Raw genomic sequence first — 15,471 nt, forward strand, 5'->3', positions numbered from 1 at the left:
GCGGGGGCGCGTCGAGCAGCCGGTAGTAGTCGATGTTCTCGGCGGGGGCGCCCTGGACGCCCAGACGCGCCCCGGTGCGCGGCAGCAGCGCGTGGCGGATGTGGGAGCGCGCGTAGAAGCCGCCGCCGAACAGGGCCGGGCGGCCGTCCCCGAGGGTGTGGGCGACCTCGCTGACGTACACGTACGCCGGCTTCTCGGGCTGGGCCGGGTCCAGCGCGTGCAGTGGCGTGGTGCCGGTGAGCGCGTGGCCCGGCTCCCCGTGCGTGGCCCCGCGCTCGGCGAGCAGCGGGAGGGACGCCATGGAGGTGGCGCTGGGCGCGCTCAGCCGCAGGTCCTGGTGGCCGCGCGCGGCGAGGAGTTCGCGGGCCTTGAGCGCCAGGTCGAAGGTGGCCGTGGCCGCGGGCCGACCCGACTCCGGGTCGCAGAGCACGCACGGGAAGGCGGTGACGCCCGCGATCCGGATGCCCCCGAGCGCCTCGGCGGCCTCGGCGAAGACGTCCAGCCGCTCCAGCGGAACGCCGCCCTCCTGGCCGGGGTAGACGGTGCCCTCCGCCCCTTCGAGCCGGATCAGGACGTCCTGGACGAAGCCCTGCTCCCGGGCCGCGTCCGAGACGGCACGGGCGTTGGCCAGGTCGAAGACCGTGACGTTCTCCGGCCGCCACGCCAGCATGCCGGGCAGGGCCCGCCGGGGGATCTGCACGAGGTGGCCGAGGTTGCCCGGCCTCGCCCCCGCCGCGTGCAGGGCCCGGGCCTCCGCCGGGTCGATGGCGGCGGAGCGGGGGATGTGCCGGGCGACGGCCCGGATCAGTTCGGGGTTGCGGCCGATCTGCTTGACGACGAACCACAGGCCGATGCCGAGGCGTTCGGCCTCGGCCGCCAGCAGGGCCGCGTTGGCCTCGACGGCGTCGAGGTCCATCACATAGGTGTCGGGCGGGATCTCGCCCCGCCGGTGCAGGGCGGCCGCGGCGTCGACGAGCTCGGGGTTGCGGGTGAGCACGGTGTCGAGAAACACGGTCACTGGTCCTTCGGGTCGGCCATCGCGGCGAGCGAGCGGCGCAGGATGTCGATGACGAGGTCCGCTCCGGCCCGCATCGGATTGACGCGCACGGTCCAGTCGGCCAGCTCCGGGGCGTCGTCCAGGGCGGAGCTGGACATCCGGTAGAAGAGCGGCGCGATCTCGTAGCGCGAGTTGGACCCGACGGGGTAGGGCGCGGCCCCGAACCGTGCGGCCACGGAGGGCAGTTCCGCGGCGACGGGCCGGTCCAGGCGGATCAGCAGGCAGCGGTCCTGGGCGTTGGCCACGCGCACCTCCGCCACCCCGTCCACCTCACCGGCCGCGAGCCGCTCGGCGACCTCGGTCCCGACCCGGGACTGCACGGCCCACAGGAGCGGTACGTGGGTGAGGGCGCGCAGCGCGTCCAGCGCCTGGTGCCCCTGGACCTGCCCGCCGCCGGAGTAGTTGGCGCTCCGGACGCCCTCGACCAGGTCGCGGGCGCCCACGACCGCGCCGACGCCCTCGGGCCCGTGGAGTTTGAAGAGCGAGAAGCAGGAGGCGTCGGCGCCCAGCTCGACCCCGGCCGCCGGGGTGCGCATGACGGCGTAGTTGTCGTCCACGACCGTGCGGACCCCGGCCGCCCGGCAGGCGGCGATGACCTCGGCCGGATCGTAGGAGTCGGCCAGCCGCTGCCGGGTGTGCTGGATGTACGCCCACCGGAACTGTCCGGACGCCAGAGCGGCGTCGAGCGCCGCCCGGTCGTTGAAGTCCGCCTCCGTGGTGCGTACGCCGATGCCCCGGAAGGTGACCCCGGTGGTTCGGTAGACCGGGGCCCGGTGGATCAGCAGATCGTCGCCCGCCCGGACGACGGCGTTGAGCGCGGCCCGGATCGCGCCGGTGCCCGCGCCCTGGACGAGGGCGGCGTCCTCGGCGCCGAAGAAGTCGGCGAGGACCGCCTCGACGCGGGCCGTGGTCCGGGGCCGGCCGAGGCCGGGGACGACTCCCGCGTCCGCGGAGAACAACTGCTCGCCCTCGAAGTGCGCGGCCGTGGCCTCCAGCAGCCGGAACTGCCGGGCCGCGGCGTCCTCCAGGGCCACCGTGGGCAGCGGAGAGGTCGTGGGGAGCGTGGGCGGGGGTGCGGGGCTCATCTCAGTTCTCCTCCACGGTCGCGCCGGTCAGGAAGCGCACCGGATTGCGGCGGGTCAGCAGGTCGATCAGGTCGTCGTCGGCCCCGGCCGCCCGCAGCCGGGGCAGGAAGCTCGCGAAGAGGTGCCCGTACCCCTGGCCCCCCGCGTCGCGCAGATAGCCGTGGCGGGAGATGTCGCAGCTGAGCAGGGCCCGGTCGGCGTGGCCCGCCTCCAGCAGCGCGAGCAGCAGCCGCAGCCGGGTCCCGTCGCTCTGGTAGCCGCTCTTGCCCACGGTGTCGAACGCGACGTACGCCCCGCGCTCCGCCAGCTCCCGGTGGACGCCCGGGTCGTCCAGGAGGTCCTGGTGCCCGATGCTCACGCGGTGGGCGGGCAGGCCCTCACCCGTGAGCAGCTCCAGCTGGGCGAGGCCGCCCCGGCCGAGCTGGGCGTGGGTGGCGACGGAGAGGCCGGTGGCGACCGCGGCGCGTGCGCCGGCCCGGAGCACCTTGGCCTCGGCCGGGGCCGGGACGTCGCCGTGGCTGCCGAGCTCCCCGAGGACTCCGGGCCGGACACCGGTCCCGTCGACGCCGTCCTCGATCTCCCGGACGAGGACGCCGGCGAGCGCCGCCACGTCGAGGGTGTCGATCTCGGGCGTGTGGAACGGCTCGTAGTACCAACCGGTCGCGGCGACGACGGCGACACCGGTCTCCCGGGCGATCCGGGACAGCGCGCGGACGTCGCGTCCCATGCCCCGGCAGGTCAGCTCGACGACCAGGGCGAGGCCGTACTCCTCGCGCAGTGCGACGAGTTCGGCGGCCACGGCCGCCGCGTGGCGTTCCGCTCCGAGGACGGCCGCGCCGTCGCCCACCCGGTCCAGGTCGAGGACGAGGTGCTCGTGGGCGAGGGCGGGGCCGCGCACCGAAGCGGAACGGAGCTCTCCGGTGACGGTGCGCAGGGTGTGCGGTGCGGGGTGGTTCATGGTGGGGCTTCCTTCTCCTGTACGGCGCGGCCGGACGCGTTCGGGCCTCAGCCCTTGACCGGGGTGAACAGGTCGAGCCAGTACAGGACGTTGAGGAGGACGCCGCCGATGATCACGGCGGCCGGGGCCGCCGCCATCCGCACGACGGGCCGCCCCATCGACTCGTTGAGCAGGTAGAGCCCGCCGACGACGAGGATGCCGAGCCCGCCCCCCATGGCGTTGGCGGCCATCAGCGAACCGAACAGGATCGCGAGCTGGAGGGTGTCCCCGATGGCGCTGCGCAGATGCTCGGAGGAGTCACGGACGCTCGGCAGCTTGCCGAGCACCTTGCCGATCCAGGAGAGGGCCAGCACCTCGACGGCGAACACCAGCGCACCGACGACGGCGGCCAGGAAGGGGTTCGGCATGAGGTACCCGATGGGGTACACCAGGGTGAAACCCGCGATGCCGTACGCGCCGGACGCCAGGGCGGTGGTCGCGATCAGCGGGATGAAGCCGAAGACCCGGTAGAAGTCGACCTGTGCCGCCTCGGCGTACTGCCCCTTCGCGATGAGGAAGCTGGTCGCCTCGCCGCCGCCGAATATGTGCATCTGGGCGAGGACGCACACGCCCGCGCCGAGCAGCATGAACAGCGGCAGGTACTTCCGCAGCCGGGCCGCGCTGGCGCTGAAGAGGGACGCCATCGGGTCGTCCCCGGTCGCCTCCTCCACGGCGCCCGACGCCCGGTCGGCCCGGCGCTGCCGAAGGTCCTTGGACACGGCGAGACCGATGAGCATCAGCACGCCCACCGCCATCGCCAGCGCCCCGGCGAACATGTTGGGCCACAGCTTCATGGTCATCACGACCAGGGCCACTTCGACGACGCCCGCGACGCCGCCCCACTTCCGGCCGAACTGCTTGGTGATGGCGAGCACCGGGAAGAGCGTGAACAGGAACAGGATGGGCGTCGACATCTGCTGCATCGCGGTCAGGAAGTCGACCGGGAGGTCATGGGCGATGTTGTTGGCGCCGTTCAGCCCGAAGACGACCACCGCGCCCCACGCGCCGCCGAGGATCGGGGCGAGCCACTTCTTCGGTGACAGCATCCCGAGGATGTCCGTGGGCAGAAAGAGCAGCCAGGGGTTGAGCACACCGGTGGACAGGGCCATCGGCGCGCCGAGCCCGAAGATGAACCCGGCGGAGAGCCCGAAGGAGACGGCCGTCGTCGCGCTGCGGGTGGTGCGTCCCTGGATGAAGTCCAGCAGGAAGGGGCGCACGCCGTCGTTGAAGACGGCCAGCGCCATGTGCGCGATGAAGGCCGTGAGCGCGCAGAGGGCTATCACGGTCAGTTGCTGGGCCAGCGAGAAGTCGAGTTCCGCGCCGGCGGCGAGAGTGGTGCTCACGAGTCACTCCTTGGTGCCCGGGACGATGAGGAGGAGGCTGTGATCAGCCGCGGGCCGCGATGGCACGGGCCATCAGCGGGGCGATGACGTCGATCTGGTCCATCGAGAAGCCGAAGGCCTTCTTGCCGTCGGCGAGCAGCGCGGCGATCGCGTCCTCGGTGGGGACGCTCCGGCCGAAGGTGTGGCAGGAGGCGCTGCCCAGGAGACCCACGAGCACGCCCAGCGACGCGCCGGCGCCGGTGTGGCAGGTGCCCAGGTAGTAGTCGGCCTGGCCGGCGCGCAGCTTCATCGCGGCGTCCATGTCGCTGGAGGGGATGACGTCGAGGGAGTCGATGCCGAGGCCGCCGATGGCCTGGGTGACCTCGACCTTGCCGACTCCACCGGTGAGGATCTTCGTCATGGCTGTTCTGCTTTCTGCGTGTTCCCGCGGGGTGAGCCACGGGGAGGGGCGTACGGGGGAAGGGGGCCGCGACCGGTCAGGACGTGGCGGCGGGCGGGGAGTGCCGGGCCAGTACGGCCAGGTGCATGCCGAGGAAGTTGATCTCGGATTCGGGGAGCGCGGCCCCGAGCTCCCGTTCGGCCCGTGCGGCGACGGCGCGGGCGCGGACGACCGCTTCCGGATGGTCCGCCAGTTCGGCGGCCACCTGGTCGTCGGTGAGGAACTGCTCGATCGGTTCACCGTTGAGCAGACGGCCGACGGCCATCATGAGGTGGCTGGTGAGCATGGCGGCCGTGGCCTCGGTGACGAGGTGCCCCTCGGCCTCCAGAGCCGCGAGTTCGGCGGCGACGAAGTCGGCCACCTCGGGTTTGACCTGTCCGCCTTCGCGGAACAGCTGGATCCGCAGTGCGAGCTGGTCGTCCATCACGGTCCTCCTCAATCAACAATAACCAGGATTCTGTATTTTCAGGGTGTGCGGCGCTCCGGGAGATCCGTGTCGCCCGGGCCCGCGGGGGTCAGTACGAGGGAACGCGTTCCCCCCGCAGCACCTCACTCTGCAGCCGCGTCACCGTCGACAGGTCGAGCGACTCGCGGACGGCGGCGAGCGCCTTCGCTCCCTCGGCCCGGCCGATCACGGCGGCGGTGGAGTTGCGCAGGGCCAGTTCCCGGGTGACCTCGTCGCCGAGCGGCACCACGTCGACGCCGAGCCCGAGCCGGTCCTGCGCCTCGTCGAGGTTCCAGACGGTCGCGTCCACCTCGTTCCGTGCGAACAGGTCGTGCAGTTGCATGTAGGAGGCCTCCCGCCACTCGATGTCGTCCCGGCCGGCGAAGACCCGCTCCACGAGCATGCGCAGGTCCTCCGAGGCGTGGTCGATCGCCACCCGGAGCCCCGGTGCGGCCAGGTCCGCCCCGTGCCGTACGAGCATGCCGTGCGCGCCGACGTACGTGGCGGGGCCGAGGTCCGCCACCAGCTCCACCGGATGCTCGGCGATCAGCTGGTCGGCGGCGAAGCGGGACAGCACCACCAGGTCGACCTTGCCTTCCAGCAGGGCGGCGGTGCGGGCTCCGGCGCCCCGCATGAAGGTGATCGCGAAGGGTGCGCCCGCCTCCTCGAAGGCGCTGCGCAGTCCGGTCGCGAGCCCCTCGTACCTGCGGGAGTAGGGGAGCGGCATGGCCGCGAGCAGGGTGCCGAGGCCGGACAGCCGCCACAGAACGGTGCGGTCCGAGCGGACCAGGAAGGTCCCCAGGTGGCCGCGCGCGGTCGTGGAGATCGCTCCGGTCTCCTCCAGCAGTTGGAGGGCCGCCTGGACGGTCCCGTTGCCGCAGCCCAGCTCCTCGGCGAAGTCGCGCACGCGGGGCAGCCGGGTGTCCGGCTCGTGGTGCAGGAGCAGGACGGCCAGCTGCCGGGCGGCGAGCCCGTTGCGCGTGAGGAGGCGGTCGTCGAGGTCGTTCACAAATCAAACAGTAAACAGGATTCTGGATACTGACAAGGGTCCCGTCCTCGGTCCCGTGCGGGCCCGCTGCGTGGGCCCTGCGCCAGGCCGTGTCGGGCCGGAGTCAGTCGGGCAGGGGGACGCGGATCACGGGGGCGAACGGATGCTTGTTGAAACCGCTGCGCACGTTGCGGCAGTCCGGGACCTTGCAGACGAAGAACTCGTCGACGCTCCGGCGGCCCGTGCGGGCGCGGAGCCAGGTCTTCTCGTCGGCGGTGAGGGGGCGGTGCTGCTCATCGGAATCACACGTGGCGCAGTACATGGCGCGGCTCGGCACGGGACCTCCTGAAGCGGACGAACAGGTGGAAGGCGAAGCATATGAGGACACGTGAGGCATGAGCGGTGTGCGGCGCGCGCGATCCTCGCGGTGTCGGCGCGCGTGTGCGTCCCGGGATCCGAGGCGAGCCCCGTGTGGTGCGGAGGCCGTGCCGGGTGAGGACGCGGCGCACCGTCGCGGGGGCGGGTCTGGGGGCCGGGTCGAGTCGTGCGGGTCCGAGCGCGCGGTCCCGGCGCAGGCGGCATTCCGCTGCCGAGAACGGTCGGCCGGGCATCGCGGCGGAACGCGAAGGCCCCGTGTCGGGTGAGGGCTCGACGCCTTCACCCCGCACGGGGGCCTTCGTCATGACCGGGCCCCACCGGCGCTGACAGCGCTCGTGATCAAGGCGCCTGGGGCAGGTGGAGCCCGGTTCCGGTGTCGCGGTCGCTCCGGACCGCACGCCGGGACACGCTGTGGTCGGACGGTCTCCGGTCGGTGCGCCGATCGGCTCGGCCGAGGCGCCGCAACGGAGCCGATCGGCGCCGGACGGTGCCGAAGGGCGGCGTCCGGCGTGAGCGGCCTCGCGGAGCGATTCACCGTCAGGCCGGGGAGGGGGACGCCGCGTCGGCCGTCAGTGCGGCCATGTCCACGACCCGGTCGGCGGCCTCCGCCACGACCCGGTCGTGCGTTGCCACGACCGTGACGCAGTTGTCCTGATGGGCGCGTTCGGCGAGGATCGCGGCCAGGCCGCCGGCCTGGGAACGGTCGACGGCCGCCGTCGGTTCGTCGATCAGCAGCAGTTTCGGCGAGAGGAAGAGGGCGCGGGCCAGGGCCACCCGCTGGCGTTCACCGCCGGAGAGCTGTTCGGGACGGTGGCGCAGGCGGTGGCCGAGGCCCACCCGGTCCAGGGCCTCCTCCGCGCGGGCGCGGTGGGCGCGGGGGCGCCCGCCGCTGATGTGGACCGCCGCGAGCAGTTGGTCGGTGGCGGTGAGGCCGGAGAGCAGGTTGCCGCTCTGGAACATGTAGCCGATCCGTTCCCGGCGGACCTTGGCGCGCCGGCCGTCGGACAGGGCGGCGAGGTTCTCGCCGTCCAGCAGGACCTCCCCGGAGGTGGGCCGCAGCAGGGCCCCCGCGACGGCGAGCAGGGTCGACTTGCCGGAGCCGGACGGGCCGACGAGAGCCGTCATGCGGCCGGGTTCGAAGGTGACGTCGAGGTCGTCGAGGACGGTGGCGGGCGCGTCGGCACGGCCGAGCGTGACGGTGACGGCGGTCAGTTCGAGGCTCATCGGTCGGCTCCCAGCATGGTCATCGGGTCGGCGCGGGTGACGCGGCGGAGGGTCAGGGCGGTGCCCGCGAGGCCCACGGCCGCGACGGTGCACATGGTGGCGACGAGGGTGGCGGCGGGGAGGCTGAACGGCACCTGATCGCCGACCAGCAGGCCGACCGCTCCGGCGAGCACGGCCCCGGCGGTGGTGCCCAGGACGACGACGAGGGCCGCCTGGGCGACGGTGTGGGCGAGCAGTCGCGCGCGGGAGGCGCCCATGGCGCGCAGCAGGGCGAGCTCGGGCCGGCGTTGCACGGTCCACACGGCGAAGAAGGCGCCGACCACGAGCGGGGCGATCAGGTAGAGGAAGACCTGGATGGAGTTCATCGTGACGCGCTCTCCCGTGTAGCCGGGGGCCGCCTCGTAGGCCTCCTCCTTGGTGAGCGTGGTGGTGGAGTGCCGCGCGTCGAGGGTGGCGACGGACGCCCCGGCCGGCGGGGTGCGCAGGGCGAGGGCGCTGAACTGGTCCGGGATCGCGGCCGTCGCGGACGCCGGAGCCCCCGGGGTGCTGAAGCGGATGCGCTGCCAGGTCTTCAGCGGGATGTAGGCGACGGGCACATGGCCGTAGCTGGAGCGGTCCGTCGTTCCCACGACGCGCAGTTCGATGCCCAGCCGGTCGATGACGAGGGTGTCGCCGACGCGCACGCCCTCATCGGCGAGTCCGGCGGACATCACCATGCTGTCCGCCCCTGCGTCGGCCAACTCCTCGCCCGCGGTGACCGAGGGGGCGAGGAAGGAACCGGGTTCGACGCCGAAGGCGGCGATGTCGACCTCGGCGCCGCGATGCGTCGTGCCGCGGGTGATGGAGACCCCCAGCGGGGTCGTCCCGGTGTCGGCGTCCTTGCTCCACGCGGCGGCGGTCTTCCGGTCGAGAAGGCTGCGGGCGAACTGGTCGGACCGGGCGTCCGAGGAGAAGGCCAGCTGGGAGGCGGGCAGGCGGCGCAGCGCCGAGACGGTGTCGTCACCCAGGCCGGTGGTGAAGCCGGAGACGATGCCGACGAGTGCGGCGACGAGCACCACGACGGATCCCATGAGCAGGAAGCGGCCGCGGGCGGCGCGCAGCTCCAGGAGAGCGAGGAACACGGCGGTTCCCTTCGGTGGATCGATGTTAGGGACGGTGTGTCGCTAACATAAATGATGGGGACGTGGCGTCCCTAAGTGGGGGTGGGGTGCGGCGGGGGCTTCTAGAATGGGTCCGTGCCCAGGATCAGTGCCGCCACGGTCGCCGAGCACCATGCCCAGCAGAGACTGGCCCTGGTGCGGGCCGCGCGTGAGCTGCTGGAGAGCGGCGACGCCGGTGCGGTGACCTTCGCCGCGATCGCGAAGGCCACGGGCCTCGCCCGCAACAGCGTGTACAAGTACTTCCCGGGCCGCCCCGAACTGTTCGCCGCGGTCGTCGAGGACGCGATGCCCCGCTGGACCGACGCCATCCGGGCCGGCATGTCGGCGGCCGGAACGCCCGAGGAGAAGATCGCCGCCTATGTGGCGTCGCAACTGGACCTGGTGCGCGGCGGGGAGCACCGGATCGCCCAGGCCCTGGCCGGGGTGCGGGACACGGCGGTGGTGCGGGACAGCGCGACGCGGGCCCACCGGGAGCTGCTCACCCCGCTGATCGGCGCGCTGACGGAGCTGGGCGAGGAGGATCCGCGGCGCACGTCGCTGCTCCTCCAGGGAATCGTCAACGCGGCCACGACGGCGATCGAGAACGGCGACGACCCGGACGCGGTGACGGAGCTCGCGGTACGCATGGCCGTCACCGCGGTCACCGGGACGCCTCCGGGGCGGTGAGAGCCCCCGTCGGCTCCCGGCCCGGCGCCACGCACACGGAACCGAACGGGCGGCGCCCGTCGCCCGGCTCCAGCCCCGGAGTTCATGGACGAGGCCCCTCCCGGACGGTCGACGGCGGCCCTCCTGACGCTTCGCGCGAGGAGGGCCGCCGCGGCACCGGTCGTCAGCGGGTCAGGGTGAACGCCTGGGCCGGGGAGCCGGAGCAGGGCTGCTGGGACAGCCGCGCCCCGTCGGCCGTCGAGGAGTTGTCGACCCCGAGGCACTTGCCGCTGTGGCGGGCGACGAAGCGGTACTGCCCGCCGCCGGCCAGGGCTTCCGGACGCCACTGCTGGTTGGCGCCGCCCTCGTACGACCACAGGTGCACCTTCGTGCCGTCGGCGGTCCCCCCGGAACCGCCGACGACGTCCCAGACCTTCGCGTTGTGCCGGTTCACCACCTGGTAGTGGCCGCCGCTCGTCGGCCGGAACTGCCAGCCCTGGTTGGCCCCGGCCCCGCAGGACCACTGCTGCAGCGCCGTGCCGTTGGCCGTACCCCAGTCGGCCGCGTCGAGGCAGGCCCCGCTGCCGGCGTTCCGCACCTGGTACCACGCGGCGGGGTCGATGGAGCCCGCGGGCGGCTCCGTCGTACCGCCGCTCCCGTCCCAGGTGAAGGTGGCGACGGCCCCGGCGGGCAGGGTGTACGCGAGCGACTTGCCGTTGTCGGTCAGGGAGAACCGCTGCGCTCCGGAGCCGGTGTTGACGACCACGGCCGCGCGGCTGCCGTCGCTGTTCTGGAAAGCGACGTTCTGTACTCCTCCGGCGCCCTGGCTGGTCGAGCCGATCCGCGTCGCGCCCGCCTTGACGAACTTGGAGACATGGCCGAGGACGTAGAACTCGGCGTTGCGGGTGACCTGGCCGCCGTCGATCTCCACGATGCCGTTGCAGCGGTTGGTGCAGTGACCCTGGTGGGGGCCGCCGTTCCGGTCGAGGGCGAGGTTCCAGTTGATGACCGTCTCCCCGCCGTTGCGCATGTTCTGCACCACGAGGTTCTCGGCGTGCCACTTCAGCGTGTCGCCGAACGTCGTCGCCGGGTTGGCGCTGTCGGTGCCCGAGCACTCCGTGAAGAACACCCGCTTCCCGGCGTCGGCGATCTGCTTCTGCGCGGCGGGTGCTCCGCCGTAGCAGTGGAACGCGGCGCCGATGATCCGCTGGATGCCGCCCGTTCGCGCGAACACGTCGAGCGGGTAGTTCGGATGGTCCCAGTTGTGGTCGTAGGCCAGGATGTTCGTGGGCAGGTTCGCCGCGGTGAGGGCCCGGTCCAGCACCCGCAGGAAGTCCGCCTGTTGTGCCGAGGTCATGCTCATGGACGGGTAACTGGTCGCGAACTCCGGCTCGTTCTGCGCCGTGAGGTCGGTGAGGGTGATGCCCTCCTGCCCGTACGCCCTGATGGCCTTGACCAGGTAGTCGGCGTACGCCTGATAGTGCTCGGGCCGCAGACTTCCGCCGTTGAGCGAGTTGTCGGTCTTCATCCAGGCCGGCGGCGACCAGGGCGAGCCCATGAAGCGGATGGCCGGGTTGATGGCCGTGGCCTGCTTCAGGACCGGGATGATCTGGCTCCGGTCCCGGTCGATGGAGAAGGCGCCCCGGGTGTCCTCGTACGTGTACGCGTTGCCGTTCGCGTCGAAGTCGGTGCTTCCCAGCGGCTGGCGGAGGTAGTTCAGCCCGATGCCGTCGCCCTCCGAGGAGAACAGCGACCGCAGCACCGTGGTGCGCTGGGCCTGGGGGAGGCTCTGGAGGAGATGGGCGGAAGCGCCCGTCACCGATGCCCCCGCTCCGGTGAACTTCTGGCCCTTGTCCGAGGCGTCGACGCGGATGTCGACCGCCTGCGGGCTGCCGGTGAAGGGGACGTTCCCCTCCGGGGAGAGCTTCTTGGCGCCGTCCGGAGTGGTGATCCACACCTGTGCGGCCGGGTCGGCCGCCCGGGCGGTGCCGACGGAGGCGTCGACGCCGAGTGCGGCCACGGCGAGGACGAGTGCGGCGGCTGCCGCGCGCGCTCCGGAACGTGGGGAAGTGGAGCTTGGCATGGTTGCGGCTCTCCTTGGGTTCGTACCTGCTGACAGGCTGCACCCCGGCCGGCGGAGGGCGCGGCGGACGCCTCGCTCCGGGCGTGCCGGTCACAAGAGGGCGGGACAACGGCATGAAAGCACACCCACTAAGTGGTTAGTAAGTAGTCGGCCCCGGTGTTCTTCCCGGTCGCCGGGAAGATCTTCACCCGGGCTCCGGCAGGCTTAAGGTGAACCGGTGAGCAACCAGTCAGTGAGCAGGCCGACGCGCGGCCCCGCCAAGCCCCGCACGCCGCGCAGCCCGGAAGCCCGGCAGCGACAGCAGGACATCCTGGCCATCGCCATGGACACCTTCGCCGCCCGTGGCTACAACAACGCCTCGCTGGCCGAGATCGCGGACCGGGTCGGCCTCACGCAGGCGGGGGTGCTGCACTACTTCCGCTCCAAGGCCCTTCTCCTCACCAGCGTGCTCGAACTGCGCGACCAGAGGGACATCGAGCACCTCGGCCCCGACCGCCCCCAGGGGCTGGACTTCCTGCGCCACCTGGTCAACACCGCCCTGCGCAACGCGGAGCGCGAGGGCATCGTCCGGCTGTACGCGGTGCTCTCGGCGGAGTCCGTCACCGACGACCACCCCGCCCAGGACTACTTCCGCGACCGCTACCACGGGTTGCGCGCCTTCGTCGCGGACGCCCTGCGCGAGGCCTGTGCACCGCCCGCCGGCCGGGAGGACCTCACCGAGAACGCGGCCAACGCCATCATCGCGGTCATGGACGGCCTCCAGGTCCAGTGGCTCCTGTCGCCGGAATCGGTGGACATGGCCGCCTCGACCGAGCTCGTGGTCACCTCACTGCTGGCGACTCTCGACCCCGGGCGCTTCGGCCCGCGCACCGCAGGCTGAACGCTGCGGCCGGCCGGTCGCCTACTCCAGCCCGTTGCGCGCCGCGAGCCTCGACAGAGCGCCGATCAGGGCGGGTTCGAGGCCCAGTGCCGTGAAGACGAGGGGCGGTGCGCCGCGACGCTCGATCTCGACCCGGTGGGATGCCATGAGGAGGGAGGCGCTGCTCGTCCTGCGCAGACCGGTCACCTCCCGCCACATCACCGCGTCCCGGACCCCGCCCAGCGGGCCGGTGACGGCGAGGCCTCCCTCGTGCAGCCGGCACCGGTTGCCGCCGTACCGCGCTGTGACGAGGCGCCACACCAGCCGCAGTCCGAACAGGACGAGCACCGCGGTCGCGGCCACGGTCCCCTTGAGCAGCGCGGAGTCCGGCCTGATCCACACCAGCGCGACGATCAGAACGACCACCAGCAGGGTGACGGACCGCACCGCGAACTGCGCGAGCGCCCCCACGATCCCCACGGCGTGGTAGGTGCCGATCCGCCGCCCCAACTCCGTCTCGCTCCGGGTCTGCCGCATGATGAACCGCCCTCTCGGGATCGAAGCCACCGGGCCCGCGGGTCCTCGGCGAAGCGAGCGGCGGTCCCGGACGGCCGCGCGACCGTCCCTCGGCGCCACCGCGGACCCGACGCTATGGCCGGCCGAGCCATGACACCAGCGACCACATCGCATACGACCCATGCGTCAGAGGAATGCGATCGGGGAGGATGCCGGTGTCCGGGCGACAGGCGCGGCGGCAGGGGGAAGACATGTGGGAGAACGCATCACTCCGGTTGCTCGTCACCGTGGCCGAGACCGGATCGTTCACGCGGGCGGCGGCCCGGCTCGACTACACGCAGTCCGCGGTGTCCCGGCGGATCGCCGCGCTGGAGAAGCGGGCGGGCGGACCGCTGTTCGTACGCCTCCCGCGAGGCGTACGGCTCACTCCCGCCGGGCGGGTGCTGCACCGGCACGCCGTGGACGTGCTCGACCGGCTGGCCCGGGCCGAGCGGGACCTCACCGTGCTGCACACCGGAGACGGCGGCCCGCTGCACACGGGCGCGTTCGCCACCGCGAGCATCGCCCTCCTGCCGGCCGCGCTGCGAGCCCTCAAGGACGCCCGTCCGGAGATCGAGGTGGTGGCGGCCGAAAGCCCGACCGGCACGCTGATGCGGCAACTCGCCGATGGCACGCTGGACCTCGCCGTCGTGAGCGACTACCCCTACGGCCTGCCCTCCGCCGAGGGGATCACGACGACCGTGCTGTGCGAGGACGAACTGCTCGTCGCCCTCCCACGCCGCCATCCCCTGGCCGGGGCCGAGGCCGTCGACCTGTACGAACTCCGCGACGAGACCTGGATCCAGAGCGCGTACGGCGACCGCCCCACGATGCTCGCCGACGCCTGCGCCCGAGCGGGCTTCACCCCGCGGAGCGTCATGCGGATCGGCGGATGGGCGGGCAAGTTCGGCTACGCGGTCGCCGGGCTCGGCGTGGCCCTGGTCCCCTCGCTGGCGGCGCCGGCGGTCCCCGGCGAACTCGTGCTGCGCCCCCTCACCGACCCCGCCCTGCGCCGGACCGTGCACGTGGCGATGCCCGACACGCCCCTCGCGGCGGCTCTGGTCCTGCGGGAGTTCCTGCACACGGCGGTCGCGGAGCGCGAACCGTCCCGCTCACCGGGGTGAGATGGCCCGCGCACCGTCCGGCGCGTCCGATCCGGGCGAGCGCGCCTCGGAACCGGCCCCCTCCCGCACGTCGACGCCGTCCATCGCCCCCAACTGCGTTTCCAGGGAGGCGAGGAGCCAGTCGTGCGCGGAGCCAGGAGTCGGCTCGGGCCGGTCGTCGGGGGCGCTGATCACCTCGGCCGTCAGCTCCCAGTAGCGGTCGATGCGCGGATCGTCCGCGAGCCGTCCGGCCAGCCCGTGGCGGAAGGCGGCCGTGTCGCAGGTGCCGTACGTGCTCGCGTACGCGTCCACGAAAGCGTCCAGCGCCTCCCCGGGGCCGGGTTCGGCATCGCGGCGCAGCTCCCCGCCCGCCAGGTCGTACGCCTCGGCGAGACCCGCGTACAGCACGGCCGACGCGCGGGCTCCCGCGACGCCGTGCGCCTGCGGCTGGTAGCGGCCGCCCCGGCCGTCGCACGGACGGGTCACGTAGGCGTGCAGCCGTGCGAAGGCGAGGACCTGGGCCGGCCGCGGGTCGTCGGGCAGATCCGGCACCGCCGCCTCCAGGAAGGCCGTGACCGACCGGGCGGGCATACGGGGCGGCAGCCACGCGCGCCAGAAGCGGGCCAGCGAGGCGGTGCTCGGCGGGGCGGCGACCGCACCGACCAGCCGCAGCCGGTCGGGCCGTTCGGCCGGCGGGCTCTCCTGGACCAGCCTGAGCGCGGCCTCCCGCCAGCGCAGCGCGGCGAGTTCGGAGCCCAGGGCGCGCAGCCGGCCGGCCACGGCATCCTCCAACGCACTGCCCTCACCGGCCCCGACGTCCCGCGCGTCCTGCTCGTCGAGGATGCGCCGCACCTCGGCAACCGGCAGGTCGAGGCCGCGCAGGGCGCGGATCATCCGCAGCCGCTCCACGGCCTCCGGGGCGTATCTGCGGTGTCCGCCGGCGCTGCGGGACGCTTCCGGGAGCAGTCCTCGGTCCGAATAGAAGCGGACGGTCCTGACACTCACACCCGTCTGCCCGGCCAGTTCGCCGATGGTGCACAGACCGTCGTACGACGAGAACACTTGAACCTCCACCAGGGGGAGTTCCTACGGTATCGGCGAGCGCTGCCG

16 protein-coding genes are annotated in these 15,471 nt (G+C 72.9%); 3 read left to right on the forward strand and 13 right to left on the reverse strand.

Annotation, left to right across the window (positions count from 1 at the left end; all coding sequences use genetic code 11):
• From DTB53_RS35290 to DTB53_RS35335, 10 genes are all read right to left on the reverse strand, one after another.
• Positions 1–1,012, reverse strand: a 1,012-nt coding sequence (locus tag DTB53_RS35290) for an alanine racemase (protein WP_112416021.1), incomplete at its 3' end; no start/stop codon positions are given.
• Positions 1,013–1,014: 2 nt separating this feature from the next.
• Positions 1,015–2,142, reverse strand: a complete 1,128-nt coding sequence (locus DTB53_RS35295) for an aminotransferase class V-fold PLP-dependent enzyme (RefSeq protein WP_012382302.1) — start codon at positions 2,140–2,142, stop codon at positions 1,015–1,017.
• 1 nt (position 2,143) lies between these two features.
• Positions 2,144–3,100 carry a phosphotriesterase family protein gene (locus DTB53_RS35300; RefSeq protein WP_012382303.1) on the reverse strand — a complete coding sequence of 319 codons (957 nt, stop codon included), beginning with the start codon at positions 3,098–3,100 and terminating at the stop codon, positions 2,144–2,146.
• Positions 3,101–3,147: 47 nt separating this feature from the next.
• Positions 3,148–4,482, reverse strand: a complete 1,335-nt coding sequence (locus DTB53_RS35305; protein WP_003971225.1) for a YhfT family protein — start codon at positions 4,480–4,482, stop codon at positions 3,148–3,150.
• Positions 4,483–4,525: 43 nt separating this feature from the next.
• Complete coding sequence (locus DTB53_RS35310; RefSeq protein ID WP_012382304.1) at positions 4,526–4,882, reverse strand: DUF2620 domain-containing protein; 357 nt, start codon at positions 4,880–4,882, stop codon at positions 4,526–4,528.
• Between the two features lie 76 nt (positions 4,883–4,958).
• Entirely contained in the window at positions 4,959–5,345 is a 387-nt protein-coding gene (locus DTB53_RS35315) for a PRD domain-containing protein (protein WP_003971227.1), read from the reverse strand.
• 91 nt (positions 5,346–5,436) lie between these two features.
• A complete protein-coding gene (gene yhfZ / locus DTB53_RS35320) occupies positions 5,437–6,375 on the reverse strand; it encodes a GntR family transcriptional regulator YhfZ (protein ID WP_003971228.1) in 939 nt (312 codons plus the stop codon).
• Positions 6,376–6,478: 103 nt separating this feature from the next.
• A complete protein-coding gene (locus tag DTB53_RS35325) occupies positions 6,479–6,691 on the reverse strand; it encodes a hypothetical protein (protein ID WP_003971229.1) in 213 nt (70 codons plus the stop codon).
• A 578-nt stretch (positions 6,692–7,269) separates the two neighbouring features.
• Entirely contained in the window at positions 7,270–7,956 is a 687-nt protein-coding gene (locus DTB53_RS35330) for an ABC transporter ATP-binding protein (RefSeq protein WP_012382307.1), read from the reverse strand.
• On the reverse strand, positions 7,953–9,077 hold the full coding sequence (locus tag DTB53_RS35335; RefSeq protein WP_012382308.1) for an ABC transporter permease: 1,125 nt from the start codon (positions 9,075–9,077) through the stop codon (positions 7,953–7,955). Before DTB53_RS35335 ends, DTB53_RS35330 begins: the two co-directional genes overlap by 4 nt.
• Positions 9,078–9,191: 114 nt before the next feature.
• Here DTB53_RS35335 and DTB53_RS35340 point away from each other — a divergent pair, with 114 nt between their 5' ends.
• A complete protein-coding gene (locus DTB53_RS35340; protein WP_003971232.1) occupies positions 9,192–9,782 on the forward strand; it encodes a TetR/AcrR family transcriptional regulator in 591 nt (196 codons plus the stop codon).
• A gap of 163 nt (positions 9,783–9,945) precedes the next feature.
• On the opposite strand, the gene DTB53_RS35345 is transcribed toward DTB53_RS35340, so the two are convergent.
• Positions 9,946–11,844, reverse strand: coding sequence for an RICIN domain-containing protein (locus DTB53_RS35345; RefSeq protein WP_042497846.1), 1,899 nt, complete (start codon positions 11,842–11,844; stop codon positions 9,946–9,948).
• Positions 11,845–12,061: 217 nt separating this feature from the next.
• Here DTB53_RS35345 and DTB53_RS35350 point away from each other — a divergent pair, with 217 nt between their 5' ends.
• Positions 12,062–12,724 (forward strand): TetR/AcrR family transcriptional regulator, encoded by a 663-nt coding sequence (locus tag DTB53_RS35350; RefSeq protein ID WP_003971234.1) that lies wholly within the window; start codon positions 12,062–12,064, stop codon positions 12,722–12,724.
• Between the two features lie 21 nt (positions 12,725–12,745).
• Here the strand turns inward: DTB53_RS35350 and DTB53_RS35355 are convergent, their stop codons facing one another.
• A complete protein-coding gene (locus DTB53_RS35355) occupies positions 12,746–13,240 on the reverse strand; it encodes a hypothetical protein (RefSeq protein WP_202549345.1) in 495 nt (164 codons plus the stop codon).
• Between the two features lie 230 nt (positions 13,241–13,470).
• Here DTB53_RS35355 and DTB53_RS35360 point away from each other — a divergent pair, with 230 nt between their 5' ends.
• Positions 13,471–14,382 (forward strand): LysR family transcriptional regulator, encoded by a 912-nt coding sequence (locus DTB53_RS35360; RefSeq protein WP_042497849.1) that lies wholly within the window; start codon positions 13,471–13,473, stop codon positions 14,380–14,382.
• Here DTB53_RS35360 and DTB53_RS35365 read toward each other — a convergent pair.
• Positions 14,371–15,423, reverse strand: a complete 1,053-nt coding sequence (locus DTB53_RS35365; RefSeq protein ID WP_012382312.1) for a MerR family transcriptional regulator — start codon at positions 15,421–15,423, stop codon at positions 14,371–14,373. The genes DTB53_RS35360 and DTB53_RS35365 overlap by 12 nt on opposite strands.
• Positions 15,424–15,471 lie beyond the last annotated feature (48 nt).

Source organism: Streptomyces griseus, assembly GCF_900460065.1.
Classification (GTDB): domain Bacteria; phylum Actinomycetota; class Actinomycetes; order Streptomycetales; family Streptomycetaceae; genus Streptomyces; species Streptomyces griseus.

What these genes read in the sequence shown, in the direction of transcription:
- DTB53_RS35345 (WP_042497846.1), bottom strand. Translation starts at nt 11,844, where the DNA reads ATGCCAAGCTCCACTTCCCCACGTTCCGGAGCGCGCGCGGCAGCCGCC.
- DTB53_RS35315 (WP_003971227.1), bottom strand. Translation starts at nt 5,345, where the DNA reads ATGGACGACCAGCTCGCACTGCGGATCCAGCTGTTCCGCGAAGGCGGA.
- DTB53_RS35310 (WP_012382304.1), bottom strand. Translation starts at nt 4,882, where the DNA reads ATGACGAAGATCCTCACCGGTGGAGTCGGCAAGGTCGAGGTCACCCAG.
- DTB53_RS35295 (WP_012382302.1), bottom strand. Translation starts at nt 2,142, where the DNA reads ATGAGCCCCGCACCCCCGCCCACGCTCCCCACGACCTCTCCGCTGCCC.
- DTB53_RS35355 (WP_202549345.1), bottom strand. Translation starts at nt 13,240, where the DNA reads ATGCGGCAGACCCGGAGCGAGACGGAGTTGGGGCGGCGGATCGGCACC.
- DTB53_RS35330 (WP_012382307.1), bottom strand. Translation starts at nt 7,956, where the DNA reads ATGAGCCTCGAACTGACCGCCGTCACCGTCACGCTCGGCCGTGCCGAC.
- DTB53_RS35300 (WP_012382303.1), bottom strand. Translation starts at nt 3,100, where the DNA reads ATGAACCACCCCGCACCGCACACCCTGCGCACCGTCACCGGAGAGCTC.
- DTB53_RS35360 (WP_042497849.1), top strand. Translation starts at nt 13,471, where the DNA reads ATGTGGGAGAACGCATCACTCCGGTTGCTCGTCACCGTGGCCGAGACC.